This is a genomic window from Paenibacillus sp. FSL R5-0407 (genome assembly GCF_038009185.1).
GTDB lineage: Bacteria > Bacillota > Bacilli > Paenibacillales > Paenibacillaceae > Fontibacillus > Fontibacillus vini.
Genome location: NZ_JBBPAX010000003.1, coordinates 1 through 25,295, shown reverse-complemented (window position 1 = coordinate 25,295; position 25,295 = coordinate 1). Strand labels below are relative to the sequence as shown.

At 47.8% G+C, this 25,295-nt stretch carries 35 protein-coding genes and 1 tRNA gene; all 36 read left to right on the top strand.

All coding sequences use genetic code 11. The annotated features are described in order from the left end of the window. The first annotated feature begins 223 nt into the window (after positions 1 to 223). Entirely contained in the window at positions 224 to 2,476 is a 2,253-nt protein-coding gene (locus tag NYE70_RS25855; protein WP_341049060.1) for an AAA family ATPase, read from the top strand. 297 nt (positions 2,477 to 2,773) lie between these two features. Further along, positions 2,774 to 3,154, top strand: a complete 381-nt coding sequence (locus NYE70_RS25850; protein ID WP_341049058.1) for a RusA family crossover junction endodeoxyribonuclease — start codon at positions 2,774 to 2,776, stop codon at positions 3,152 to 3,154. Between the two features lie 3 nt (positions 3,155 to 3,157). Beyond that, positions 3,158 to 3,379, top strand: a complete 222-nt coding sequence (locus tag NYE70_RS25845; protein ID WP_341049057.1) for a hypothetical protein — start codon at positions 3,158 to 3,160, stop codon at positions 3,377 to 3,379. Further along, the gene (locus NYE70_RS25840) at positions 3,376 to 3,531 is read left to right on the top strand and encodes a hypothetical protein (protein ID WP_341049054.1); all 156 of its coding nucleotides are present in this window, start codon (positions 3,376 to 3,378) and stop codon (positions 3,529 to 3,531) included. The genes NYE70_RS25845 and NYE70_RS25840 overlap by 4 nt, the downstream gene beginning before the upstream one ends. A 117-nt stretch (positions 3,532 to 3,648) precedes the next feature. Next, a complete protein-coding gene (locus NYE70_RS25835; protein WP_341049052.1) occupies positions 3,649 to 4,056 on the top strand; it encodes a hypothetical protein in 408 nt (135 codons plus the stop codon). Positions 4,057 to 4,217: 161 nt separating this feature from the next. Further along, a tRNA-Pro gene (locus tag NYE70_RS25830) sits at positions 4,218 to 4,291 on the top strand. 111 nt (positions 4,292 to 4,402) lie between these two features. Further along, positions 4,403 to 4,666 carry a hypothetical protein gene (locus NYE70_RS25825; protein WP_341049050.1) on the top strand — a complete coding sequence of 88 codons (264 nt, stop codon included), beginning with the start codon at positions 4,403 to 4,405 and terminating at the stop codon, positions 4,664 to 4,666. A gap of 122 nt (positions 4,667 to 4,788) precedes the next feature. Further along, positions 4,789 to 5,430: a phage terminase small subunit gene (gene terS / locus NYE70_RS25820; protein WP_445323895.1), complete on the top strand. Its 642-nt coding sequence runs from the start codon at positions 4,789 to 4,791 to the stop codon at positions 5,428 to 5,430. Continuing rightward, positions 5,423 to 6,667: a PBSX family phage terminase large subunit gene (locus tag NYE70_RS25815; RefSeq protein ID WP_341049046.1), complete on the top strand. Its 1,245-nt coding sequence runs from the start codon at positions 5,423 to 5,425 to the stop codon at positions 6,665 to 6,667. The genes terS and NYE70_RS25815 overlap by 8 nt, the downstream gene beginning before the upstream one ends. A gap of 22 nt (positions 6,668 to 6,689) precedes the next feature. Then, positions 6,690 to 8,129: a phage portal protein gene (locus tag NYE70_RS25810; protein ID WP_341049045.1), complete on the top strand. Its 1,440-nt coding sequence runs from the start codon at positions 6,690 to 6,692 to the stop codon at positions 8,127 to 8,129. Then, positions 8,098 to 8,376, top strand: a complete 279-nt coding sequence (locus NYE70_RS25805; protein WP_341049043.1) for a hypothetical protein — start codon at positions 8,098 to 8,100, stop codon at positions 8,374 to 8,376. Before NYE70_RS25810 ends, NYE70_RS25805 begins: the two co-directional genes overlap by 32 nt. After that, on the top strand, positions 8,373 to 10,142 hold the full coding sequence (locus NYE70_RS25800; protein ID WP_341049040.1) for a minor capsid protein: 1,770 nt from the start codon (positions 8,373 to 8,375) through the stop codon (positions 10,140 to 10,142). Before NYE70_RS25805 ends, NYE70_RS25800 begins: the two co-directional genes overlap by 4 nt. Before the next feature lie 13 nt (positions 10,143 to 10,155). Beyond that, positions 10,156 to 10,365, top strand: coding sequence for a hypothetical protein (locus NYE70_RS25795; RefSeq protein WP_341049037.1), 210 nt, complete (start codon positions 10,156 to 10,158; stop codon positions 10,363 to 10,365). Positions 10,366 to 10,420: 55 nt separating this feature from the next. Then, positions 10,421 to 10,687, top strand: coding sequence for a hypothetical protein (locus NYE70_RS25790; protein WP_341049035.1), 267 nt, complete (start codon positions 10,421 to 10,423; stop codon positions 10,685 to 10,687). 134 nt (positions 10,688 to 10,821) lie between these two features. After that, a complete protein-coding gene (locus tag NYE70_RS25785) occupies positions 10,822 to 11,397 on the top strand; it encodes a phage scaffolding protein (protein ID WP_341049033.1) in 576 nt (191 codons plus the stop codon). Positions 11,398 to 11,421: 24 nt separating this feature from the next. Then, the gene (locus NYE70_RS25780) at positions 11,422 to 12,339 is read left to right on the top strand and encodes a hypothetical protein (RefSeq protein WP_341049032.1); all 918 of its coding nucleotides are present in this window, start codon (positions 11,422 to 11,424) and stop codon (positions 12,337 to 12,339) included. 3 nt (positions 12,340 to 12,342) lie between these two features. Next, complete coding sequence (locus tag NYE70_RS25775; protein WP_341049031.1) at positions 12,343 to 12,609, top strand: hypothetical protein; 267 nt, start codon at positions 12,343 to 12,345, stop codon at positions 12,607 to 12,609. An 11-nt stretch (positions 12,610 to 12,620) separates the two neighbouring features. Next, the gene (locus NYE70_RS25770; RefSeq protein WP_341049028.1) at positions 12,621 to 13,004 is read left to right on the top strand and encodes a hypothetical protein; all 384 of its coding nucleotides are present in this window, start codon (positions 12,621 to 12,623) and stop codon (positions 13,002 to 13,004) included. Next, positions 13,001 to 13,354 carry an ABC transporter ATP-binding protein gene (locus tag NYE70_RS25765; RefSeq protein ID WP_341049025.1) on the top strand — a complete coding sequence of 118 codons (354 nt, stop codon included), beginning with the start codon at positions 13,001 to 13,003 and terminating at the stop codon, positions 13,352 to 13,354. The genes NYE70_RS25770 and NYE70_RS25765 overlap by 4 nt, the downstream gene beginning before the upstream one ends. Next, positions 13,354 to 13,902 carry an HK97 gp10 family phage protein gene (locus tag NYE70_RS25760; RefSeq protein WP_341049023.1) on the top strand — a complete coding sequence of 183 codons (549 nt, stop codon included), beginning with the start codon at positions 13,354 to 13,356 and terminating at the stop codon, positions 13,900 to 13,902. The genes NYE70_RS25765 and NYE70_RS25760 overlap by 1 nt, the downstream gene beginning before the upstream one ends. Positions 13,903 to 13,908: 6 nt before the next feature. After that, positions 13,909 to 14,346, top strand: coding sequence for a phage tail terminator family protein (locus NYE70_RS25755; RefSeq protein ID WP_341049021.1), 438 nt, complete (start codon positions 13,909 to 13,911; stop codon positions 14,344 to 14,346). Next, positions 14,339 to 14,515, top strand: coding sequence for a hypothetical protein (locus NYE70_RS25750; protein ID WP_341049019.1), 177 nt, complete (start codon positions 14,339 to 14,341; stop codon positions 14,513 to 14,515). The genes NYE70_RS25755 and NYE70_RS25750 overlap by 8 nt, the downstream gene beginning before the upstream one ends. A gap of 1 nt (position 14,516) precedes the next feature. Further along, positions 14,517 to 15,833 carry a phage tail sheath family protein gene (locus NYE70_RS25745; protein ID WP_341049018.1) on the top strand — a complete coding sequence of 439 codons (1,317 nt, stop codon included), beginning with the start codon at positions 14,517 to 14,519 and terminating at the stop codon, positions 15,831 to 15,833. Position 15,834: 1 nt separating this feature from the next. Further along, positions 15,835 to 16,299, top strand: coding sequence for a phage tail tube protein (locus NYE70_RS25740; RefSeq protein ID WP_341049017.1), 465 nt, complete (start codon positions 15,835 to 15,837; stop codon positions 16,297 to 16,299). Positions 16,300 to 16,324: 25 nt separating this feature from the next. Continuing rightward, complete coding sequence (locus NYE70_RS25735; protein WP_341049016.1) at positions 16,325 to 16,735, top strand: phage tail assembly chaperone; 411 nt, start codon at positions 16,325 to 16,327, stop codon at positions 16,733 to 16,735. Between the two features lie 237 nt (positions 16,736 to 16,972). After that, positions 16,973 to 17,503 carry a hypothetical protein gene (locus NYE70_RS25730; RefSeq protein ID WP_341049015.1) on the top strand — a complete coding sequence of 177 codons (531 nt, stop codon included), beginning with the start codon at positions 16,973 to 16,975 and terminating at the stop codon, positions 17,501 to 17,503. After that, positions 17,496 to 19,559 carry a tape measure protein gene (locus tag NYE70_RS25725; RefSeq protein ID WP_341049013.1) on the top strand — a complete coding sequence of 688 codons (2,064 nt, stop codon included), beginning with the start codon at positions 17,496 to 17,498 and terminating at the stop codon, positions 19,557 to 19,559. The genes NYE70_RS25730 and NYE70_RS25725 overlap by 8 nt, the downstream gene beginning before the upstream one ends. Continuing rightward, positions 19,556 to 20,248 (top strand): LysM peptidoglycan-binding domain-containing protein, encoded by a 693-nt coding sequence (locus tag NYE70_RS25720; protein WP_341049011.1) that lies wholly within the window; start codon positions 19,556 to 19,558, stop codon positions 20,246 to 20,248. Before NYE70_RS25725 ends, NYE70_RS25720 begins: the two co-directional genes overlap by 4 nt. Before the next feature lie 10 nt (positions 20,249 to 20,258). Then, the gene (locus tag NYE70_RS25715; protein ID WP_341049009.1) at positions 20,259 to 21,212 is read left to right on the top strand and encodes an XkdQ/YqbQ family protein; all 954 of its coding nucleotides are present in this window, start codon (positions 20,259 to 20,261) and stop codon (positions 21,210 to 21,212) included. After that, positions 21,212 to 21,553 carry a DUF2577 domain-containing protein gene (locus NYE70_RS25710; protein WP_341049007.1) on the top strand — a complete coding sequence of 114 codons (342 nt, stop codon included), beginning with the start codon at positions 21,212 to 21,214 and terminating at the stop codon, positions 21,551 to 21,553. The genes NYE70_RS25715 and NYE70_RS25710 overlap by 1 nt, the downstream gene beginning before the upstream one ends. Then, positions 21,550 to 21,945 carry a DUF2634 domain-containing protein gene (locus NYE70_RS25705; RefSeq protein ID WP_341049005.1) on the top strand — a complete coding sequence of 132 codons (396 nt, stop codon included), beginning with the start codon at positions 21,550 to 21,552 and terminating at the stop codon, positions 21,943 to 21,945. Before NYE70_RS25710 ends, NYE70_RS25705 begins: the two co-directional genes overlap by 4 nt. Continuing rightward, the gene (locus tag NYE70_RS25700) at positions 21,938 to 23,017 is read left to right on the top strand and encodes a baseplate J/gp47 family protein (protein WP_341049004.1); all 1,080 of its coding nucleotides are present in this window, start codon (positions 21,938 to 21,940) and stop codon (positions 23,015 to 23,017) included. Before NYE70_RS25705 ends, NYE70_RS25700 begins: the two co-directional genes overlap by 8 nt. Next, the gene (locus tag NYE70_RS25695) at positions 23,010 to 23,594 is read left to right on the top strand and encodes a putative phage tail protein (RefSeq protein WP_341049002.1); all 585 of its coding nucleotides are present in this window, start codon (positions 23,010 to 23,012) and stop codon (positions 23,592 to 23,594) included. Before NYE70_RS25700 ends, NYE70_RS25695 begins: the two co-directional genes overlap by 8 nt. Beyond that, positions 23,591 to 23,872, top strand: a complete 282-nt coding sequence (locus NYE70_RS25690) for a ketopantoate hydroxymethyltransferase (protein WP_341049000.1) — start codon at positions 23,591 to 23,593, stop codon at positions 23,870 to 23,872. Before NYE70_RS25695 ends, NYE70_RS25690 begins: the two co-directional genes overlap by 4 nt. A 2-nt stretch (positions 23,873 to 23,874) precedes the next feature. Then, the gene (locus NYE70_RS25685; RefSeq protein WP_341048998.1) at positions 23,875 to 24,939 is read left to right on the top strand and encodes a phage tail protein; all 1,065 of its coding nucleotides are present in this window, start codon (positions 23,875 to 23,877) and stop codon (positions 24,937 to 24,939) included. Between the two features lie 149 nt (positions 24,940 to 25,088). Continuing rightward, the coding region (locus NYE70_RS25680; protein WP_341048996.1) for a phage holin family protein at positions 25,089 to 25,295 on the top strand (207 nt) is incomplete at its 3' end.

Sequence of the window (25,295 nt, the reverse complement as noted above, 5' to 3'; positions counted from 1 at the left end):
TTTCATTTTTTAGGCCACCTTTTTTTGTATGTGAAGTAGGTGACCAGTAATAGAACTGCCTCTTGAAGAAATAAGATGCTTGATCGAAAATACAAAAAAAATTTAAAAAAAGCTGAAGAATGTGTCTAAATTGTGTCTTTAATAGAAATTGTTTTGAACTTATGGATTAAAAAGGAAGTTGTTAAGGAGACAAACAAGTATTTAACGGGGAGCAGGAAAAACTATGGAGCATAAATTAGACCTCATCTCATTATTGGAATACATCGACCCCGCCTTCCTGAGCTATCAGGAATGGGTCAACGTCGGCATGGCGCTGAAATACGAAGGCTATACAGCCAGCGACTGGGACGACTGGAGCAAACGGGATGGCGGCAGATACCACCCCGGCGAATGCTTCAAGAAGTGGACGAGCTTCGAGGGAACGGCCAATCCGGTTACCGGCGCGACCATTACGCAGATGGCCAAAGATAACGGATGGACTCCCCGGTCCGGTGGCGATCGGGAGGACCGGGAGCTCGGCTGGGATGATGAGATTTCCGGCGGTGATTATGTAGTTGTTGACCGCAATTGGATTGAAGGCAAAGAGATCCACGAGCCCGTAAACTGGAACCCGGTTCAGCAACTCACCACTTACCTGGGAACACTGTTCGAAGCATCTGAGCAGGTCGGGTATGTTACGGATACTTGGCAAAACGAAGAAGGCAAGTATCTGCCGACAAAGGGAGCCTGGGACCGGACGGCTGGAGAACTTATTCAGCTTCTTAATCAATGTGACGGAGATATCGGGTCCGTCCTTGGTGATTATGATCCGGCTGCCGGGGCTTGGATCCGGTTTAATCCATTGGACGGCCAAGGGGTAAAAAACGAGAACGTGACTGAATTCCGGTATGCTTTGGTCGAATCGGATACGATGGCCGTCGATAAGCAAAATGCCATCATGCGTGAGCTGGAGCTGCCGATCGCCGTCATGGTCTACAGCGGGGGAAAAAGTCTCCACGCCATTGTTCGAGTAGAGGCGGCTAACTATGACGAATACCGGAAACGGGTCGATTACCTTTACAATGTCTGCAAAAAGAACGGTCTGAACATCGATAACCAGAACCGTAACCCATCCAGGCTTTCCCGCATGCCGGGCATCGAGCGTAACGGTAAGAAGCAGTTCATCGTGGATACGAACATTGGAAAGGCGAGCTGGGCCGAATGGCATGAGTGGATCGAGGGGGTAAACGATGACCTTCCGGATCCGGAGAGCCTGACGGACTTCTGGGACAACATGCCGACCTTGGCGCCGCCGCTCATCGAGGGCGTATTACGGCAGGGACATAAGATGCTCATAGCCGGACCGTCAAAGGCCGGTAAATCGTTCACGCTAATCGAAATGAGCATAGGCATAGCAGAGGGCATCAAATGGCTGGGCTGGCAGTGTACAAAGGGCAAGGTCTTATATGTAAACCTTGAATTAGACCGAGCGAGCTGCCTGCATCGTTTTAAGGACGTATACCAGGCGCTTGGACTTCCGCCGCAGAACATCGCCAATATTGACATTTGGAACCTGCGCGGTAAGTCGGTGCCGATGGACAAGCTGGCGCCGAAGTTGATCCGGCGCGCGGCCAAGAAAAATTATATAGCAATCATCATCGATCCTATTTATAAAGTCTTAACCGGCGATGAGAACAGCGCTGATCAGATGGCGCATTTTACAAACCAGTTTGACAAGATCGCTACCGAGCTCGGGGCGAGCGTCATTTACTGCCATCATCATTCCAAGGGAGCCCAGGGCGGCAAGAAGTCTATGGACCGGGCGTCCGGGTCTGGCGTATTTGCCCGGGATCCGGATGCACTGATCGACTTGGTGGAGCTGGATGTAACGGAAGCTCTTATGAAGCAGGAAGAGAACAAGGCGATCTGTGGCCTGTACAAGCGGCTGTTTCAGCAGCATAATCCGGCCTACCTACAAGAGCACGTTTCACAGGATGACGAGCTCAGCGCGAAGGCCATGGAAGACCACGCTAAGCGGGCTATGCCGCACGTCATGACGAACATCATGCCGACGATCGAGCAAGTCATCAAGTCCGTGAAAGGACGTTCCGCATGGCGCGTGGAAGGTACATTGCGCGAGTACGCCAAGTTTGAGCCAGTGAACATGTGGTTCCAGTATCCGATTCATCGAGTGGATGAGGTTGGCAGCCTGAAGGACATAGACCCGGAAGGTGAGTCCCAGCCACCTTGGAAGAAGGCAACTGACAAACGGAAAGGCAAAGCCAAAGAGGAGCGTCGGAGTAAAGCGGAAGAGTTTGAAGATGTCATAAACAACTGTAATTACGGTGAGCCTCCGACTGTTCTGGATGTTATTGCTTGGTATTCTTCTACTGGAAAAGAGGTTGCGGAACGTACAGTGAGGGACTGGGTTAAGAGATATGGTTATGAAATTGACCGTGCTATTGGGTACCGAATTGTAAAAAAAGAAGAAGTGTAATTGCGGCAAGCACCATAAAAATATGGTCGCCGCAAGTTGCGGCGGTGATCATCAAATTATGATTGCCGCAACTTGCGGATAACTCAAAAACATGGTCGCCGCAATAACGCTAAAAGTTGCGGGGATTTAATACGTGTATGATTGCCGCCGCCGATGGCGGAGACCACTATATATAAATATATAAGGAATAAGGGAGGGGGTATAAAAATCCCCCTCCCCCTTCCCCTACATTTATGAAGGTAACCCCGCAATCGAAAGTAAAATAATGGAAGTGATGATATGACGACCGAATTCTTCATGCCGATGAAAAGAGTACCGACGATCACGCACCAACAGAAGCAGGTTTCTATCGTGAACAATAAGCCGGTATTTTATGAGCCGGACGAATTGAAGGCTGCTCGGGCAAAGCTGATGGCGCACCTGGGGCAGCATGTGCCGACGAAAAGATATAACGGCGCGGTCCGGCTGCTTGTAAAGTGGTGTTTCCCGATTAAGGGCAAACATCAAGACGGGGAGTGGAAGACGACCAAGCCAGACACGGACAACTTGCAGAAGCTGCTTAAGGACTGCATGACGGACTGTGGTTACTGGAAGGATGACGCGTTGGTTGCTTCCGAGATCGTGGAGAAGTTTTGGGCGGCGTTGCCGGGCATCTATATCCGAATCGAGGAGTTGTAGCCTATGGATTACGGAGCGTTTTTTACAGACGTGCAGGCGTGGATCGGGCAAGCGAATCAGGCGGCCGTACATTTCGGGATGGACCAGCCAGAGTTTTGGCAGTGGGTTGCGGACTCCGCCGGAGCCCTGTGCAAGAAGTATAACGAGCAACCGTTAGTAAAAAAACAGATGATCATGCTGGTTGAGTGGTTGGAAGAAGTTTACGAAAGTAGGCGATCCGCATGAACTGGAAGCGGGCAACGGATTCAGAGTTATTGCAAATCATCTACCACGAGCCGAGAGTGCCGCTGTCCTGGATTCAGGAGGCTGCGGAAGAGTACGGGCGACGTCATGGCCGTAAGGCGAAGTGGTGGAGGTTGGAGGCGAGGATATCATGAAGACCTACAAGAATCCCAGACCATATAAGATGCGGTTCAAGGTTTGCCGCGAGTGCCGGAAGCGGTACACGTTATCTGCGTACCAAAAACATAAATGTGTGCGAGGAGGTAGAGAGGATGGGAAACTTAGTTAGTCTGTATCACGATCTTTGCAACGAAGTTGAGATCCTGGAGCTGAGATTACAAGACCTTGAAGCCGATATCAAATATTCTAATCGACAAGTGTTCACGGGAGTGCTGCCGTCCAATCCGCCCGTTCACATTCCTTTCGACAAAGCACTTATCTCATACGATGCTACTAACGCCAAGATTGACGATGTATTTGAGCGACTTGGGGAAAAAATAGAGGTTCGTAAGCAAATCCAAAAGATACTTATGCAACTTTCAGGCGTGGAAGCTAAAGTAGCCTTTATGCGTGATGTCGAGGATAAAGATTTAAAAACCATAGCTGAGGAATTGGGCTACAGTCATGTGTGGATCAAGAAGCTGAGCCAGCGGATTAATCAAAAGATTAAGGCTGAGTAGTATACTTTTTGTATACCCAAGCCCTTGAAAAATCCTGATATACTGAAATTGTGAAAGTGTAAGGAGATCACCAGCCAGCGTTTTTATACGGTCCGGCGGTGTCTCCTACGTGCTTAAGACGGGAGTTTTAACTGAACAGTGTTTCTCCCGTCTCTCATTAACCGGATGTGGTGTAGCTTGGCAGCACGCTTGCCTTGGGAGCAAGAGGTCGTAGGTTCAAGTCCTGCCGTTCGGATTATTCTCCTTTTTGATCCCCCTAACTTGCCGGTGCCTTCGGGTGCCGGTATTTTGTTTGCAGGGAAATCCTTCCTTGTGTCGAACAATTAGGGAAGAAGGAGGGATGAAAATGAAAATAAGAACGCCTGAAACTGAGTTCACGACAAAAGAACTTACTGAACGAGTTGTAAACTTGGAATCTCAAGTTGCGGTTAAGGATATTCAAATTTTGGCCTTAACTGAGTTGTTGAAAACTAAAGGGGTATTCTCCCAAGACGAGCTTGATTTAATTCAAAAAGGTATCCTTGGCAGGTTCGTTGAGGTGTCCAAGCAAGAAGGTACTGATCCAGAACCATTTTTTATCTTTGCCAATGAAACGCTAGGCTTGAATTGATTTTCTAGCATACATTTAAGCATCCTTCGGGGTGCTTTTTCTATTTCCCAAAACAACTCAACTTTTGGAGGTGGTGATCGTGAAAGATGCATAGGAAGGCTGAGGCTGATTACCAGCGCGGAATGAAATATAAAGAGATCGCCGAGAAATATGGTGTATCGATCAATACAGTAAAGAGCTGGAAGCAGCGTCACAGTTGGCAGCGACAAAAGGGTGCGCCCATTGTAAAAGGTGTGCATACAAAAAAGCCTGGTGCACCGCCAGGCAACAAGAATGCTGTCGGGAATAAAGGTGGCGCGCCGCCGCAAAACAGCAACGCTGTCACACACGGCCTGTTCCAGAAATACCTTCCTGCCGAATCGCTTGAGATCATGGAGCAGCTACAGGCCCGCTCCCCGCTCGACATCGTTTGGGATAACATCATGATTCAGTACACGGCAATTATTCGGGCGCAGCAGATTATGTACGTCAAGGATCGGGACGACTCGACGACGACTAAGGTTGAGGTGAAGTCCGGAAATGTTAGCGGGCAGCGTTGGGAAGTGCAGCAGGCATGGGATAAGCAAGCAACCTTCTTGCAGGCCCAGAGCCGGGCTATGGCGACGTTACAGAGCCTCATCCGACAGTATGATGAACTGTTGAAAACCGATCTGGCTACTGAGGAGCAGCAGCTTCGTATTGCCAGGCTGAAAGGCGAGGTTGAGAAGATAAACAACGAATCGAATCCGGAAGTCGTTGTGTTTAAGGATGATCTGCATGAGTAAAGAAATCAGCTTACAGCAGACCGTCGGGAAGGGATATGCGGATTTTTGGCGTTTCAAGGGGCGTTATCGCGTCGTTAAGGGCGGTCGCGGATCCAAGAAGAGTGTCACGAGTGCATTGTGGATCCCTTACAACATGATGAAGATGCCGCTGGCGAATACACTCGTTCTCCGTAAGACGTTCAACACACACAAAGACAGCACCTGGGCGCAGCTTAAATGGGCTGTGAATCGGCTGGGGGTAGCGCACCTCTGGAATTTTAAAAAGAGCCCGCTGGAGGCAATATACAAGCCCACAGGTCAGAAGATACTATTTCGAGGCCTGGATGATCCGATGTCGATCACCTCTATCACGGTGGACACCGGCTATTTGTGCTGGGCCTGGTTCGAGGAAGCCTACCAGATCATGAACGAGGACGATTTTGACAAGGTGGATATGTCCATTCGGGGAGAAATGCCGGAGGGGTACTTCAAGCAGCTGACGCTGACATTTAACCCATGGAATGAAAAGCACTGGCTGAAGTCTCGCTTCTTCGATAACTCGGATCCAGACACGTTAGCTATGACGACAACGTACCGCTGCAATGAATTCCTAGGCGACGATGACCGGGCTAGATTCGAATGGATGAAGAAGCACAAGCCTAAGCGTCACAGGGTTGAAGGCGATGGGGATTGGGGAATTGCAGAAGGTGCCATCTTTGAGGATTGGCGCGAGGAGGATTTTGATTATCGAACCATAGCCAAGCTTCCGGGGTACCGGGCTGTGTTCGGCTTGGACTTTGGCTATACCAATGATCCTACGGCACTTGTCGCAGCGTTGGTGAACAAGGATGAGAAGAAGCTCTATATTTTTGATGAGCATTACGAACATGGCATGATGAATAACGATATCGCTTCGGCGATCAAGGCCAAGGGGTATGCGAAAGAACGCATTATCGCCGATTCCTCAGAACCGAAGTCCATTGACGAGATCCGTAGTTTAGGTGTTGGTCGGATTCGAGCGGCTGAGAAAGGCGGAGACAGCGTTAAGGTCGGCATACAGTACCTGCAACAGTATGAAATCATCGTCCATAAGTTCCGTTGTCCGAATGTTAGCATCGAACTTTCAAGCTATGTCTGGGAGCAAAACAAGGCCGGCAAATTCCTGAATAAACCGGTTGATGATTTTAACCATACGATTGATGCGCTAAGGTACGCGATGGAGCAGATCCGCAAGCCGAGTGGCGTAACTTTTGATTAACGAGGAAGGAGGCAGCCAACCATTGAACACATTACATGAAATACTGGAGAACCTGGACAAGAACGCCCCAATGACAATCGACGAGATCGTCCGGGAAGAAGTGAAGCTCTGGCAGAGCTCAGAAGAACGGAAGCTGATGCTGACCGGGCAGGAATATTACCGGGTAAAGAACGACATTCTGAACCGGGTCCGGAAAGCAATCGGACCAGACGGCAAGTTGACGCAAGTACATAACCTGGCCGACAATCGGATCCCGCACGGCTTTATCCGGAAGCTCGTTGACCAAAAAATCGGTTATCTGCTTTCGAAGCCTTTTCTTGCCCAGACCAAAGATGTCGGTTATCAGGCGCATCTCAATGATTACTTTGATCAGCATTTCCGCCGGATGCTCAAGAACGTAGGTAAGAATGCGATCAACAGCGGCAAAGCCTGGGTGCAAGTCTATTATGACGAAGTCGGAAACCTGGCGTTCCAATTGATCCCTAGCGAAGAGGTCATTCCGTTATGGCGTGATTCCGCGCATACACAGCTTGATGCGGTGATCCGGGTCTATGACCAGACCGTCTATGTGGCAAAGCAGAAGAAGACGATAACCAAAGTGGAGTTTTGGAGCAGTGAAGGCGTGCGTCGGTATGAGAGCGAAGCCGGAGACTTCCGATATGTTGATTTCGCCGCCCATTTTTCGGAGGTAAAGGATGGAAAAGAAGAGCCTTACAATTGGGAGCGGGTGCCCTTTATCTGCTTTAAGTACAATGACGAGGAGCAGCCGCTAATTGATCTTATCAAACGTCAGGTGGATGACTACGACCGTAAGATCAGTGACAATTCCAACAACCTGGAGGACTTGCCGAATAGCTTGTACGTCGTGAAGGACTACGACGGGACTAGCGCCTCAGAATTCCGGCGCAATATGGCGATTTATCGGGTGGCTTTCGTCAACGGCACAGGTGATCTTAAATCGGTCAGTATCGAGATCGACACAGAGGCGCACAAGACGCATATCGGGCAGCTCCGCAAGGACATTTATGAGTTCGGCCGCGGTGTCGATACTCAGTCTGAACGGTTTGGCAGCGCGCCGAGCGGAATTGCTTTGCAGCACTTATACGCCGATCTCGATTTAGATGCAAACGATATGGAGTCGGAGTTTCAGGCGAGCCTGGAGCAGCTGCTTTGGTTTATCGACCAGCACCTGTACAACTCGGCCAAGAAGGATTATTCAAACGTCCTGGTCGAGTTCATCTTTAACCGCGATATCACGATTAACGAGACCGAAGCCGTCAAAAACGCAAAGGACAGCGTGGGCATCATTTCCGATCATACTATCCGGGCTAATCATCCTTGGGTATCAAGTGTTGAGGACGAGGAGAAGTGGATCGAGAAGGAACGGAAAGCAGACGAAATCCAATATCCTAATCTAGGAGGTGAACAGAATGTTATCGAAAGAGACAATGAACAAGATTGATGAGTTGGTTTCTCGCTTGGCAGAGGGTCATCTGAAGATGGTAAAAGAAAATGGGGTTTATTGGAGTGATGACCTCAAAGACTTTGGTGAACTGCTGAAAAACCTTGCATCCATCCAAACTCCGGTAGTGGTTAGTCCTTCTATCACAGTGAACGGCGGCGAAGTTGGTATTGATCGGATTATCGAACAAATGAGATATCGAATGGAGCAACAAACAAAAAAAGGGAAGTCCAGTGATCGACGATGAAACCGGCTGAATATTGGCGGAAGCGAGCTGAGATAAATGCCCGAGCCGAGCATGCAAAAGCGGACTTGTACATCAATCAGCAGGCCAAGGAGTATCGGAAATCAGTCAACACGATTATTCGTGATATTGAAGCCTTTTACGGTCGTTATGCCGATGAAAACCAGGTATCGTTGCTTGAGGCAAAGAAGCAGCTGGACAAAGGCGAGCTAGCCGAGTTTAAAATGACGCTGGAGGAATTTACGGCCAAGGCAAAGGACAACGCCGACGGCCGATGGACGCAGCAACTCAATAACGTCTATTATCGAACCCGGATTAGTCGATATGAGGCATTACTTACCCAGATCAGGCATGAGCTTGAAATGCTGACCGGACGGCAGCAGACAGGCTTTCTGGGGCTGCTGAGCGGTAATTACACCGAGTCTTATTACTGGACGCTGTTCGATATCCAGAAAGGAACGGGGCTCGGTACCACGTTCGCGCTGGTGGATGACAGGCAGCTTGAGAAGGCGTTATATACAGATTGGGCCGGGAGCAACTTTTCAAAGCGCATATGGGGAAACCGTGATAAGCTGGCAAGAGAGATCCAGACCAATTTGTCGCAGGCGTTCATTCGGGGAGACAGCTTGGATAAAGTCGTTTTGTCTCTGCGTGATCGCTTTGACGTTTCAAAGTCGAATGCTGCTCGACTGGTCCGTACAGAAAGTGCTCATATCGCTGCGGAAGCGACCTATGACGGCTACAAATCAAGCGGGGTTGTGAAGCAATATCAATTCTTAGCTACGCTTGATCTCCGGACAAGTGAAACGTGCCGCGGTATGGATGATCGAATATTTAGCTTGTCAGACAAAGAGGTTGGAGTGAATTGGCCCCCGCTACATGCGAATTGTCGCAGTACAACCGTGGCCTATTTTGATGACGAGGACTCAGGAGAACGAATTGCTCGGGATCTGGACGGCACAAGCTACTACGTCCCGGAAAATATGAAATATTCTGAGTGGTATCAGAAGCATGTAATCGATAGGTACGGTGCCGAAGCTGCGGAAGTCGCCCAGAAGAAGATTACCAATCAATCAAGCGATAAGGCACAGTTTGACCGGTACAAGAAAATACTCGGATCTGATGCGCCAAAATCTTTATCCGCCTTCCAAGATTTGAAGTATACTGATAGTGAGGGATGGCTGAGGTTGAACGCCGATTATCGTAAGCTGAATGCCTACGACAAAATAACGGCCAATGAACCCCAGATCACGACTGACCTGCAGGAGATATCAAACCGAACCGGTGCAGAGTTGGTGGGCTTGGAATACCGCCTTAAGACCAAAGAGTCATATCTGCGGAAGGTGAACTCGGATAGCAAAAACAGCCTTGACGCTAAGGTGATCGGAGAAACGATTTCTGGAACGAATGATGTCATCCGCTACACTTACCAGGCATCCGGCGACAAGCTGGTGGAATCCTATTTCAGTGTTCTAAGCGAGATGGAGGCTAAGGGGTATTCGACCTTCAAGCTTAAGAATACCTGGAGGGATAAGCGTAACCCATACCGCGGCATCAACGCAATTTTCACAAGTTCTTCAGGCCAAAGGTTCGAGGTTCAGTTCCATACACCGGAAAGCTTCGATCTGAAGAACGGGCAGCTGCACAAACTTTATGAGGAGTTCCGCCTAGACAGCACGCCGCCGGAGCGGAGAGGCGAACTGACCAGGGAAATGTTTGCGTTATCTGCAAGCCTTGAAGTCCCGAAAGACATTGATAATATCAAGTGAGGAGGCGGCGCCAATGCCGGAGGATTTTTATTTTGCATATGGTTACAACGGTAAGACAGCGACACGCCTTTATCGTTTCATAAATGGTAACTTCGAACGATTCAGTCCGGAAGCTAAAGCTTGGGAAGCGGATCCCGGTCAGAGCCGGATATTTGTCGGTGAGGATCTCGATTATGAAGAGATCACCGAGGAACAAGCAAATAAAATAACAGTTTTGGTTTAAAAGCACTCTCCAACTTGCGAGGGTGCTTTTTAATTACCTGGAAAGGAGGGATTGAATGATCAAGAGATACCGCGAAAAGAAGTTTATTGATGCTTTGCAGTTTGAAAACAACCCAGATCGCATTACTGAGATCATAGAATTTATTGGCATGCCGGTGTCAGTCGAGTACACATCGTCCGGTATCCAGATGCGGATTATCCGCACGCCTTACAATGCGATTATCGTTAAAACAGGCGAGTACATCGCCAAGATGGATGACGGCACTTTGCTTGAACTTACGGCTGAAAAGCTGGCTGAGCGTTACGACGAAGTGACCCAGTAGGACCTTGCAATGTCGTATGGATTTATCTGGGCTCCGGATGAGACTGCCGGGGCCCTATTTGCTCAGGCCGGAGCATAACGGCCCGCTCCCGTAGCTGGAGAGCAGCTATAAAAATCAATGGAGGCTGATTATACATGGATTGGTTGAAAGAGCTTTTGAAGAAGCTTGGAGTCGCTGAGGCGGAAGTGGAAAAGATTGACGCTGAGGTTCGCAAGGAACTGCCGATGCATTTTGTGCCGAAATCTCAATACAACGAAGTGGCAGAAGCCAAGAAGAAAGCCGAGAAGGACGTCACGGATCGCGACAAACAGCTTGAGGATTTGAAAAAGTCCAGCGGTGACGCAGATACCCTGAAGCAGCAGATTCAGAAGCTTCAAGAAGACAACAAGACTGCATCGGAAAAGTACGAATCTGATTTGAAGGAGCTACGCCTGGGCAATGCGCTTAAGCTTGCGTTAGCCGGCCAGGTACACGATGCGGATCTGGTGACCGGGTTGATCGACAAAACGAAAATTGAACTTGGGGAGGACGGGAGCATTAAAGCCGGCCTAGAAGACCAAATCAAAGGCCTGCGAGAGAGCAAGGCTTTTTTGTTTGCCGAAAATAAGCCCACGTTCAAAGGGGCGAATCCAGCGGATCCGAATTCTCAGACAAACACAAGCACTTTGTCCGATGCCTCCACGATCAGTAACATTTTCGCGCAACAATAATTTTGAGAAAAGAGGGAATAGGATATGCCAATTAACACTTTAGAGTATGCAAAACTGTTTCAAACCGAGCTGGATAAGCAAGTGGTTCAGCAAGCTACTTCCGGCTGGATGGAGAGCAATGCCGGCCAGGTCAAATACAACGGGGGTAACGAGATCAAGATTCCGGAACTGGTTGTTCAGGGCCTTGCCGACTATGACCGTGACAATGGCTTTAATCAAGGCAGCGTGACATTCAAGTACCAAACACACACGCTGACTCAAGACCGTGGTCGGACGTTCCAGCTAGACGCTATGGACGTGGATGAGACCAATTTCGGAGCATCTGCCGCTAACGTCATGTCGGAGTTCCAGCGGCTGCACGTCATCCCGGAAATCGACGCGTATCGTTACAGCAAACTTGCAGCACTGGCGGCGGCTGCGGGGAACTCTGGTGAGTATACTCCCGCGGAAGCTGACATATTGAAGAAGCTTTATGCTGACATCTTCGCTATTGCGGATCGCGGTGTGGATCTGGCCAACATGGTTATTACGATGGGCTATCCGGTTTATCAGATTCTCACGAACAACTCTCAGATTCAGAAGAAACTGGATGTTGTCCAATTTGCGCAAGGTGGAGTCAATCTGATGGTTAAGGCCTTGGATGGTATTCCGCTTAAGCCGGTTACCTCCGACCGAATGAAATCCGCCTATGTGTTTAAAGACGGTTCGACTTCTGGACAGACGTCGGGAGGCTTTGCGGCTGACGCTGCAGCTAAGAACATCAACTGGATTATCTCTGCACGTAACACGCCGATCGGGATCAGTAAAACGGATAAAGTGCGTATCTTTACTCCGGATGAAAACCAAAAGGCAGATGCCTGGAAGCTGGATTACCGCAAATATCATGATTTGCTGGTGCCTGATAACAAGCTGGCAACTGTTCAAGTATCCTTGGGGGTGTAACCGATGATTAAACTGCAAAGATTAAATGTTGTGAAGCTGGTGGCGGAAGAGGATGAAGCACAGGCTTTGGAGCGTAAGGGCTTCACTCGCGTTGTTGAAGTCGAGCCAGCGGATCCGGGTAATGATCTTGACCTGGATAAGCCGGTAGATGACATGACCTTGCCGGAGCTGAAGGCGTACGCAAAGCTGAAAGATATCGACCTGGACGGCGCGACCAGGAAAGATGATATTCTGGCAGCCATCAAAGCAAAGGTAGAGAGCGGCGAATAACCGCTCTCTTTTTGTTGGGAGGGGTTACGATGTTGCAGGATGAAGTCGCCGCAATCATTAAGCGCCGCTGGGGCCTGCCGGAAAGCTTTGACGCACTGGTCCGCTCCTATATCGACGAAGCTGGCACCCGTATCGCCATTTACATCGGCCGAGACACCGTTGAGGAAATCCCACCTACTTTGGTCTACACCTGGGCAAATATCGCCATGTCAGCGTTCAAGGCGGAACAGTCACATCTGCCGGAGCTGGATGAGATCATGAGCACCGCCGTTGACCTGAAAATCGGGGATACGTCGATTAAGACATCTTCGGGCGGCACAGGGGGCCTGACGGCTGCGGTCACGGCTTATTCCTCCGACCTTAATCGTTATCGCAGGATGAGGTGGAATCCATGAATATCCGTCGATACCGTTTAGCGATCGAGCGCACGTATACGGACAGGATGACGGTGCAGCGAGTGGAGAAGGTAAAAGTCAACGGCGAGACAAAGCAGCAGCTTGTCACTGTGTTTGAGCAGCAGCCTTGCCGGATCTCACAAAAGACGCTTAGCGCTAATGGTCAGACCGAGTCCGTGAACAAGATCGCCTATGAGACGAAAATGTTTACCTCTCCGGAACTGGAGATTAAACAGGGCGACACGCTGACAGTAACACGGGGCAATATCACTAGGAAATATACCGCCGGCGAACCGTTTCCCTATGAATCTCACCAGGAGATCAGTATTCAGCGGGAGGATAAAGCGTAATGGCGAAGTGGGGCAGCTTTGATTTTGATGAGTTTGAGCAGCTAGCCAAGTCGTTTAAAACCGCTCTCGAACAGCGGGTTATTGAACGCTGGATACGGGAGTTTCTGCTTGAAATGGCCTATCGCGCAGAGCGGAAGATCAAAAAGCGGACTCCAGTCGATAGCGGCGAGTTGAGGCAAAATTGGCGAGTCGGGAAGATTGTCAAAAAGGGCGATGCTTACGAGGTTGAAATTTATAACAACACGGATTATGCCTCTTATGTGGAACACGGTCACCGCGCCGGTAAGAACTCCACAAGCTGGGTGGAGGGCCGCTTTATGATGACGATCAGCATGAAAGAGATGGAACAGGAACTTCCGAAATTCATTGAGAAAAAGCAGATCGAGCTTATTGATAATCTCATGAACGGTCGCCCTACTAAACCGTCTAAAACTGGTTACGGCAGCTGGTCGGCTGATGTAAAGAAAGCCGATGCGAAACGTGAGCGAAAACAAAAACGGGATGAAGCCAAAAAGAAGAAAGATGAAAAAGATAAAAAGGGCGAGTGATGCCTGATGATTGAAGTAACAGTGAACAGCATTCGCAGTGGCCTTATTCTCGCCTTGTCCGATCTCTTCCCAACGATGGGCATCTACGGGGAGGCGATCCGGGAGGGCTTCGAGGCGCCGTGCTTTTTCGTTAAGTTGCTGACTATGGGGCATGATCAAGAGCTCGATCGGCGTTATCGTCGGTCCTATTCGTTCGATATTCACTACTTCCCAGATTCGGCTGATCCGAACGAGGAAGCTCACGGAATGGCCGAACAACTCTATGACAAGCTCCGGCAGGTCAATATTGACGGTGCGTTGTATCGGGGCACTAGCATGAATCACGAGGTCGTGGATGGTGTGCTGCATTTCTTCGTAGATATTAATTTTTTTGTCTACTCTGAGAAGCAGCCGGAAATCAAGATGCAAACTCTCAAGCAGGAGGGATATTTAAAAAATGTCTAAGGAAAAAGAATTGGCCGTGGGATTTACGAAGGAACAGTTTTTACAGTCCCGGCAATGGCAGGGGATTGATAAAGATATCTTGTCCATTGTGCTGGAACCCGGCAAGACCTACATGATTGTCGAAGCAAAGCGGATGATCGATGATTTTAAGAAAGCGCAGGTGAAGTAAAGTGGCAGGAGGTACATGGAACACTCAGAACAAAGTTCGTCCAGGCATCTATATCAACACGGTATCGGAGCCTAAAGCGGTCGGGACAGTCGGGGAGCGCGGCATTGTAGCGCTGGCGCTCTCTCTATCCTGGGGGCCTGAGAAACAGGTGGTCACGGTTGAGGCCGGGGCTGACACAACGGGCGTGCTCGGTTTCGACATCAACGACCCAGCTCTGCTGCTTGTACGCGAATCGCTCAAGCGGGCAAAGACGCTGCTTCTGTATCGGCTTAATACAGGAATCAAGGCAACTGGGACGGCCGGTGATCTGACTGCGACTGCTCTGTACTCCGGGGAGCGCGGCAACGATATCTCGTTTGTGGTGCAGGCTAATATTGACGAGCCCGGTAAATTTGATGTCAAGACGCTTGTTGCTGGCGCCGAGGTAGACAGCCAAACGGTCGCCGCAATCACGGAGTTGACGACCAACGGCTGGGTGGACTGGTCCGGCACCGGCGACCTTGCGGCGACAGCCGGGGTCAATCTTGCGGGTGGTACCAATGGAGTGGTGACCAACGCCGATCATACCGCTTTTCTGGCGGCGCTGGAGCTGCTGGATTTTAACACGGTCGGCCTGACGGTCGATGATATGACACTTAAGCCGCTGTATACGGCGTTTGTGCGGCGCCTGAGAGAAGATGAAGGTAAGAAGGTGCAGGCGGTGGTCGCCAATTACCCACTAGCCGATTATGAGGGCGTAATCAGCGTCAAAAATGGCGTTGTATTATCTGACGGAACGACACTCACAGCGGTACAGGCAGTTGCTTGGGTGGCCGGAGCTACCGCCGGGGCTACAATGAGTCAGGCACTTACCTATACCGCCTATGACGACGCAGTAGACGTATCGCCGCGTTACTCCAATAGTCAGATCGAAGCAGCGCTGCTGGCTGGAGAGTTCTTATTCTCCCCTTCAAATGGTCGTGCGATCGTGGAGCAGGATATCAATACCTTTCACTCGTTCACGCCTGAAAAGGGTCGGCATTTCCGCAAAAACCGAGTATTACGGGTACTTGATGGAATCGCTAATGATCTAAAGGCTACATTCGAGAATTTCTATCTCGGCAAAGTCGATAACAATGCAGATGGCCGCAATTTGCTTAAGAGCGAAGCAATTTCATACATGAACACTTTGCAGGCGATTAATGCCGTACAGAACTTTGACGCTCAATCTGACGTGACCCTCGGAGCCGGAAATGAGACGGATGCAGTGTATGCCGAGATCGCGGCCCAGCCGGTGGACAGTGTCGAGAAAATCTACATGAAAGTGCGGGTGAAGTAAGATGGGATTCTTCAAAGCTGGCGATGCCATTAGCGGCCAAGAAGGCCGCGCTTATGCAACGATTGATGGCCGGGTCGAGGAGATGTTTTACGCCAAGACGATCGAAGCGACTGCAGAAAAAAACAAGTCAGACTTCAAGGCGCTCGGTCGCCGTGGGACTCAGTCCAAGGCAATCGGCTGGTCTGGAACGGGGAGCATGACGATTTATTACGCCACCCCTATCTATAGACAAATGATGCTGGATTATATTAAGACTGGTAAAGATACCTATTTCGATCTCCAAGTCGTGAATGAGGACCCGAACAGCTCCCTGGGCCGACAAACGGTCGTATTGCGAAACGTCAATTTGAATAGTGTGATTATGGCTAAGTTGGACGTTGACGCTGAGTTTCTGGATGAGGATATCGACTTTACTTTCGATGATGTAGATATCCAGGAAAGCTTTACTACGCCTGTATTGGGCTAACTTTATAAGAGAGAGGGATATTTAAATGAGTACATTGCAAGATTTCCTGAATAGCAATCCGGTCGATAATTTGACCGAAGAAGTTGTGGTTTCCAACCGGTTCAAGGATAAAGAAGGTAATCTTCTTAAATTCAAAATCAAAGCCATGAGCGGCCCGGAATTTGAGGATGTACGGAAAAGATCCACAACGATCCAAAAGAAAGGCAAGGTTGAATTTAACGCACAGCGTTTTAATAACACTTGCGTAATCAATAACACCCTGGAGCCGAGCTTTAAAGACGCTGAGTCTATCAGAAAAGTGGGTTGCAGCACGCCAGAAGAATATCTTAATAAGGTCCTGCTTCCCGGTGAGATCGCAACGCTGGCCGAGCATATCCAGAAGCTTAGTGGCTTTGATACGGATATGGAAGAACTGGTAGAAGAGGCAAAAAACTAATCCGGGAGGGCGATAGTGACGCGAATTATGCGTACTACGCCCTCCATAAGTTTCATAAATGGCCGAGTGAATTTCTGAATCTACCACGGAAAGAAAGAGCCTTTGTTATTGCCTCAATTGATGAGCGAGTGAAAGCAGAGGACATAGCAGCCAAAAAAACGAAACAAAAGTAAGATTTCCCCCGTATGGATATGGTAATATGGTGGGTAATATTACCTAGTCTGGGGAGTGACTCAATTGCGTAAATTGTTTATTACTTTATTGATGCCGGCTTTCATTTTGGTTATCCTCTCTGGTTGTGGCACATCGCAAAACACAAGTACTACTGCTGCCGAAACCAACAATTCCAAAGAGGGAAATGTCGATATGTTATTCGATGCTCCTAGCTTCAGTCGGATTTCCTCCAAGGAGCTTGAAGAAAAAATGGGTAAACCCGAAGATGTTGAAGAGTGGAAATTTAACGACAAGTATGACACCAAAACGTATATTTACGATTCCGGGAATGTGGAGTTTATGGTAATAGACGATACTGTCGTTAGGTTCTCTTATTATCCAGTTGATCAGAAGATTAAAGATATTAATGATTTATTCCCTATGTTCGGGATACAAGCGGGAGAAAATATAAAGAAAGTCGCTGACACTGGAATGGCTGTGAAATATCATACCGTTTCCGATAAGATAGGAGAATTTTACACTCTGTTTGATAGCTCTGAGGAAAAAACACTATCCGTAATCAAGGTGACATACGATTTAAGGTATTTTGAATAGTGAAGATTTATTAAGCCCCTTGGGGCTTTTTTTATTTGCCTTGAAAGAAGGTGTCTGTATGGGGATAACTGTGGCTTCAACAATCAAAATGTTCGATGCTATGACCGGCCCACTTAAAAGCATTACAAATGGCATGAATCTCATGCTTTCAACTATGTACAAAATGCAGGATGCGACTAACAGGAACACTAACATAGACAAATCGTTAAACGCTGCAAAACAGCAAATAGCATCAGCCGAAGCGGAAATAAACCGTCAAATCAACATGGCTAAGCAATCGCAGGACAACTTCAACAGATCGGTAAACACTTCTCATTCAAATATGATGAAGTTGAGCGTCGCCGTAATTGCGGTAAATCAAGGCATTGAATTAGCGCGTAAAGGCTGGGACATGATCAACAAAACAATGGGATTGGCTGACGAAATGGCAGCAACAAATGCCCGATTAGGTTTAGTTAATGATGGATTAAGGACGCAGTTGGAGTTGCAAAAACAAGTGCTTGGTGTGGCGAATCAGACAAGGCAGGGATATGTGGAGACGGCTGGATTAATCACCAAATTAGGAGCCGGCACACAAGGGATCTTTAAAAACAACGATGATCTTCTGAAGTTCGCGGAGCAATTCAATAAATCACTTGTAGTCAGTGGCGCGACCGCTACGGAGTCAAGCATTGCCATTCTCCAAATGTCACAAGCGCTGGGTAGTGGCCAGTTGCAAGGTGATGAATTGCGCTCATTAAGTGAAGCCGCTCCTGTTCTCATGCGCATCCTTTCTGATGGTTTAGGGATAGCGAGAGGAGAATTGAAACAAATGGGGGCAGACGGAGAATTAACTGCTGATAAGATCGTAAAGGCGTTCCAAAACCAAAGCGATCAAATCGATACAATGTTTAAAAATATGCCTATGACCTTTGGCGGCGCAATGACCATAATGAAAAATAATTTCTTGGACTGGTATGCAACACTTAATACGATTGGGGGGCCATTGACTCAAATTACCGAACAAGTCGTTATTTTAACATCCTATCTACAATCTGAAGCCGGCTTACAATTTATGAACGGGTTGGCCGAAGGCATTTCCACCGCTGTGGCCTGGTTAATGCAATTAGTCCAGTGGGGTGCTATGGTTTATAACTTTTTTGCGACTAACTGGTCTGTGATTGGCCCTATCGTTTGGGGCGTTGGAGCAGCTATCATCAGTTTAACTGTTGCTATTCGGGGTGCAGCCATTGCACAAGGAATATTTAATGCTGTAATGAAAGCTAACCCGATTATTCTAATTATCAGCATAATTTTATCGCTGATACTGGCTCTATATAAGCTATGGACGACAAATGACAAGTTTGCGGCCGCGTTGTTCCGGGCGTGGAATGCTATTTTGAATTTCTTCGACACCATCCCGGGGTATTTTTGGCAGCTTGTAGAGTGGCTTATTGTTCCGTTTCAATGGTGGGCCGGAAGCATCGGAAAAATATACGATGCAGTAATTAATAGCATCATTTCCGGAATTAATGCAGTACTGAAATTGATCAATAAAGTAACCGGCTCAAGCTATGAAATTGAAGCTAAATTCAACATGGAAGACATTGCTGATAAAATTGCAGACTTTGCCGGAGCTGAGAAGGATGCAGCTTATGCTAATGCTGCTTTAAAAGCGCAGGAGAGAGAACAGAAGGTTGTTGACTTTTTGGATGACCGAGCTTCTAAAAGGGCTAAAGAACAGGCAGAAAAAGATGCGAAAATGAACACTGGTGTGGGAACCGGTGGGACATCGCTATTCAGTCCTACCGGCGGCACAGGAACAATTGATAAGATCGACAAAGTAAACAAAGTTGGCAAGATCGAAGATAAGGTAGATATCAGCAGCGAGGATCTGAAGACTATGCGGGAACTGGCTGAGATGAAATCTATTCAGAACTTTGTGAGCCTGACGCCAACAGTAAGTGTAACTACCGGACCGGTTACAAAGGATGCCGACATTGATGAACTGGTGGCAAGGATTGAAAAAACTCTTGAAGAAGAGATTGCTTCGTCTGCCGCGGGGGTGTATGCATGAACAAATACTCCATAACGCTTAGCTATAACAACGGGGCCGAAGCCATGGAATTCCCGATACTTCCAGAGAGTATTGAAATTTCCGAAGGCAGTAGAAGCAAAACATATGAAATCTCCAAACTCGGGGAAGTCAATGTGGTTAAAGGGTTAAAGTTGAGAGAGATAAGTTTTGAGAGTATCTTTCCAGCCAATTGGTTCCCGGGGTGTAGCGTAACGGAAAGCGAACTTTTTGAACCGAAGCACTATATTGAAGATAAGATTCAGAAATGGCGAATCGATAACCCGCCAATGCAGTTAGTAATGACTGGATCAACTATGAATTTTAATATTCCGGTAACCATTGAAAAATTCACTTGGTCAGAAGAAGGCGGTGCAGTCGGAGATATCAAATTTCAGATTGCATTTAAAGAGTACCGCGTGTATGAAGCCAAGAAGGCCAAGGTACAGGAGAAGGTCACAACAAGCGGCAGTAAAACGGTTGTGATGAACAAGAACAATTCTGCACCGGCTCGGCCAGATACAAGGGTGAAACCAAAGACTTATACATTGGTTGCCGGGGATAACCTTTGGAAGGTTGCACAAAAAGTTCTCGGGGATGGATCGAAATACAAGCAAATCCAGACGCTGAATGGGATCAAGGACAGCGAACTGAAAAAGCTTCCAGTCGGTAAGGTCCTAAAGCTACCTTAGGGGGTGAAACATGCTACAGGTTGTTACAGACGATAAACAAGGTAATGTTTATGATATATCGGACCTTATTACGGATGCGACTTGGAAAACATCTCGGATTGGTAAGCCCGGTAGTTTCGACTTTACGATGCTTCAGGATAGCAAATACATCATAAATAATGGGGATATCGTCGCAGTCAAATACGATGATAAGCCCCTTTTTTATGGCTATGTGTTTACGGTTGGTCGGAGTGAGGAAGAGACAATCAAAATCAAAGCCTATGACCAGATCCGGTACTTAACAGCTACAGATACTTACGTATTCAAGAACACCACGGCAGCAGCTATTGTAAAGCGTATCGCAAATGACTTTGGTTTGAAGTGGGGTCATATTGTTGATACGAAATACGCGATCCCGAGCATGGTAGAGGACGGACAGAAACTGATTGATATCATCGATAAGGCTTTCGCACTTACCACGGTCAACACTGGCAGCATTTACGTGTTTTACGATGACTACGGCAAGTTAGCCGTCCAAAACGTCAAAGATATGATGCTCGATATTGTGATTGGTGACCAAAGCCTAATGACTGGCTTTACATTCGAAAAGAGTATCGACAAAGATACTTACAACCGGATTAAGCTGGTGCGAGACAACAAGAAGACCGGAAAACGGGACGTACACATTACTCAGGACAGCGCCAACATAGCTAAGTGGGGCAGACTCCAACACTATCAAAAAGTCGAAGAAAACATGAATGATGCTCAGATTAGGAAACTGCTCGATCAATTGGTGAAGTCAAAAAACATGGAAACAAAAACTCTTAAGCTGGAGGCTCTTGGAGATCCGTCTGTTCGTGCCGGTTGTTATTTGCATGTCGAAATCGAAGAATTAGCGATTAACCAATTGTATCTGGTGGAAGAATGCTCTCACAAATTTAGCGGAGATGACTATATGTTATCCGTAGAATTGAAGGTGTTTTAATGGCGCTAGGAGATAAAATAAAGCAGCTTGGTGCCAATGCGGTCAATGCTGGAAATCCTGTTGTGGTCATGTTCGGAACGGTAACCAAAGAAAAGCCTTTAGAAATCCTTATCGACCAGCGTTTTGCGCTCGATGAGGATTTTTTAATTGTGCCGGAACAACTTACCCGATATGAAATTGATCTGAAGCATAAGCACGGGACGAACGGTGAAGACACAAAAGACGCGTTAAACGAAAAGATAGTCATCCGTGAAGGCCTTAAGGTCGGTGATCCTGTGTTGTTGCTCCGGGTACAAGGCGGCCAGAAATATGTAGTTTGGGATAAGGTGGTGAATCAATGATACCAATTGGCGGTAGTTTGCAAGACGTGGAAGTCCAAGAAGAGACAAGCCGGACATATGGAATAGATTTTACGAGCGGCAAGGCTACGGGACTTATAGACGGCTTAGAAGCTGTGAAACAAGCCGTATATAAGATCCTGCAAACGGATAGATTCGCCCATCTTATCTACGATGCAAACTATGGTAGCGAAATAAACGGACTACAAGGGCGCAGTCAAGGATATGTGCGGTCGGAAATAGAACGGCGAATAAGAGAGGCGTTGTTGGTAGACGACCGCATTCAATCTATTGAGAATATGCAAATCGATATCACCGGGGACGAAGCGCTTGTAACGTTCACAGTGGTTTCTATCTACGGAGATTTTAAACAGGAGGTGAGTGCGAATGTATGAAGGCCAGACGTTCGAAGCAATTTTAGAGCGAATGCTTAACCGAGTACCGAGTAATGTTGATAAACGTCCAGGTTCAATTATTTACGACGCTTTGGCCCCTGCCGCTGCTGAATTGGCGCAATTGTACATGGAACTTGATACGAATATTAACCTTTCATACGCCGACACAGCAACAGGCGAGTATCTGGAACGGCGAACAGGAGAGTTCGGCATTAACCGGGAACAAGCAACAAAGGCAAGGCGTAAAGGCCTGTTTTATGCGTCTGGTGATGCGCCTATTGACGTGCCGGTTGGAAGTCGCTTCTCTATCAATGATTTGGATTATACGGCCATCTCCAAAATCAGCACCGGACAATGGATGCTGGAATGCGAGACTCCCGGAGTAATCGGAAATCAAGAGTTTGGTCCTTTGCTTCCAATTGATTATATCGATGGACTGGCCCGCGCTGAACTTTCAGACGTTCTTGTCCCGGGAGAAGACGCTGAAACGGATGATTCGTTACGCCAAAGATACATGGACGCAATTAACGAACAGCCTTTTGGCGGTAACGTATCGGATTACAAACAAAAAATTAATGCCATCCCGGGAGTTGGGGGTACGAAGATATTCCCGGTTTGGAATGGTGGCGGCACGGTTAAGGCGACAATAATTGCAGCCGACTTTGGGCCACCTTCCCAAATTCTAATTGATGATGTCCAGACCTTAATTGACCCGGAAGTAAACAGCGGTCTTGGCATAGGCTTGGCTCCTATCGGGCACAAGGTCACTGTCACAGGCGCACAGGCTCATGTAATCAACGTTACGGCGACACTAACACTTGCCCCTGACACAACGATTGGACAGGTGCAACAAGATGTAGAGGATGCCCTAAGCGCCTATCTCCTATCAATTAGACAGGCATGGGCTAATGAATCCGCACTTATTGTTCGTGTTGCACAGATCGAGTCCCGGATATTGAGTGTGTCCGGCGTGGTCGATGTGGCTAACACGCAATTGAATGGGTCGGCCGCAAATGTGGTGCTAACCGATGAGCAAATCCCTATACTAGGGACGGTGACGCTGAGTGAATAGATTGCTGGAGTACTTGCCGGAAATATACCACGATGTAATTGATTTTGTAGAACTGACAGAAACAGAGTCAGTAGAGATCATAAGTGCAGAGCAAGCGGTGAATGTATTGTTTGATAGTCAATTCGTCACCACAGCGACAGAACAGGCCATAAAACGCCGGGAAAAGATACTAGGCATACAAGCAGACCCGACAACAGAAACGCTGGAATTCAGGCGAAAGCGGCTTATAAACCGCTACTCAACAAAACCTCCGTTTACTGTGCGGTATTTGCAACAGCGCTTGGATTTTCTTGTTGGTACGGGGTTGACGATTGTTAGCGCTGATCCTCAAACATTTTTATTAACTGTGACTGCAAATATCGATAATGCCGCTGTTTTTAAAGAAGTAGAGCGGACGGTAAGAGTCGTTAAACCAGCCAATATGATTTATCAGCAACAAACCAGCCTGGAGGATGTAATTGGATTTACAGAGCGGATCCAAAAGAAACAAATCTTCTGGAATTACAAACTTGATGGGAGTTGGAAACTTGGCGAAAAGCCTTTTGCCGACTTCGGACCGGAGGCGATGGTTAAATGATCGCGAGTTCGTTTTTAAACGGTGTTGCAAACTACACACACGGTAGAATTGCGAAAGTAGTTTTGAATGACTTAATCGAGATCACCAATTTTGCTATTAAAGAAGTAACCGAATCAACGGTGGGGATGCAATACATCGTTCCTGCCGCATTGGTGTCGTTAGTAACGAAAATCGATTTGAAGGATAGTAGCAACAACTTGATAAGCACAAACAATGTCTATGTTCCAATTGCTTCAGATACCTTGTTGCTGCAAACGATCTTAATTAAGGAGGTATAGATATGGCAAAAACAACATGGTCCATCTATGATACTGTTCAACCTCAGGATATGAACGATATCGGGCAAGAAATAAATCAACTCCGTTCAGATGTAGACAATATTGAAGTGCCGCCAGCCTCCCTAACAAAGGCCGGTATAGTACAATTATCCAATGCAACAAACGGAACTCGTGAGGATCGGGCAGCTACTGAAAAGGCACTCGGTGAGGTTATGCAAGAAGCCCAGGCGGGAAAGCAAGCTGGAATTGATCGTAAAGCGGAAGTGGTTGCCGCGCTCAATTCCATAGGTGTAACGGCATCCACTTCGGAGTCTTGGGCACAGCTCATACCCAAGATGGCGTCGATCATCCGGGCGACTGGTAATGCGGCGGTAGGAGATGTGTTAGTTGGCAAGACGTTTAGTAATGCGACCGGAAACAACCGCACAGGGACGATGCCAAATCAAGGGGCACAAGCTATTACCCCGGGAACGGGCAATAAAGCAATACCGGCTGGATACCATAATGGCAGCGGGTATGTTGCTGGTGACGCCGATCTTGTTGCAGGTAACATACCTAAAGACGTCAATTTATTCGGCGTTCAAGGAATCCTGGAACGATTGACCACCGCTGACCGAAACGCTATTATTGCGGCAATAGTCGGCAAAGGTGTTGCGGCATCAGCATCGGATAGTAATGCAGTTCTGGCTCAAAAGATCGGGCAAATTGTAATCGGTAAAAAATTCGCAAGTGGAACAACTTCTCCTGAAGCCTCAACGTTTGACTTTAATATGTTCCCAAGTGGGACAGTACGATTTAATAGAATATCTGTAAGTGGTTTGACATTTAAACCGACATTTATTCTCGTCTATTACCCGGATAATGGCGCGGTAATAACGTATAAAGAAGGAATGTCAATTTACGGATCTGCTACAAGTGATATTTCTGTCCTGAGAGTTGGCGGTAACGGCGCTGTTGGTACTGGAAATATTATTAAATCCACCGGCCCGGCAATTGTAACTGAGGTAGGATTTTCTTTGCCTGTTACTTGGAATACAGGGACACACTTTTGGTTTGCTTTTGAATAAAGGAGGGATCGATACCTGTATAATCTTAAACCGGTTGTGTCGGAAGTCGTAAACGGAACAGAATAAAGAACAGAGATAGCGCCGTAAGGCGTATTTTTTATGCCCTCGAAGCCGATCCGGGGGCTATTTATATTGAGAGGATGAGGCACATGTTGAATCATGGAAAGCTATTATTTACTACGATTTTCACCGCTGCGTTTGGATCTGGAAGCAAGGAAGTTTCAACCGGTTCGCTGGCAGCCGTCACTGGTTTGTTAGCAACTGCTGCGGGATGGCTTGGGGGATGGGATAAACCGCTGCAGTTGCTCGTCGTGCTCATGTTGGCCGACTATGTTAGTGGAGTGGCTGGAGCCTTG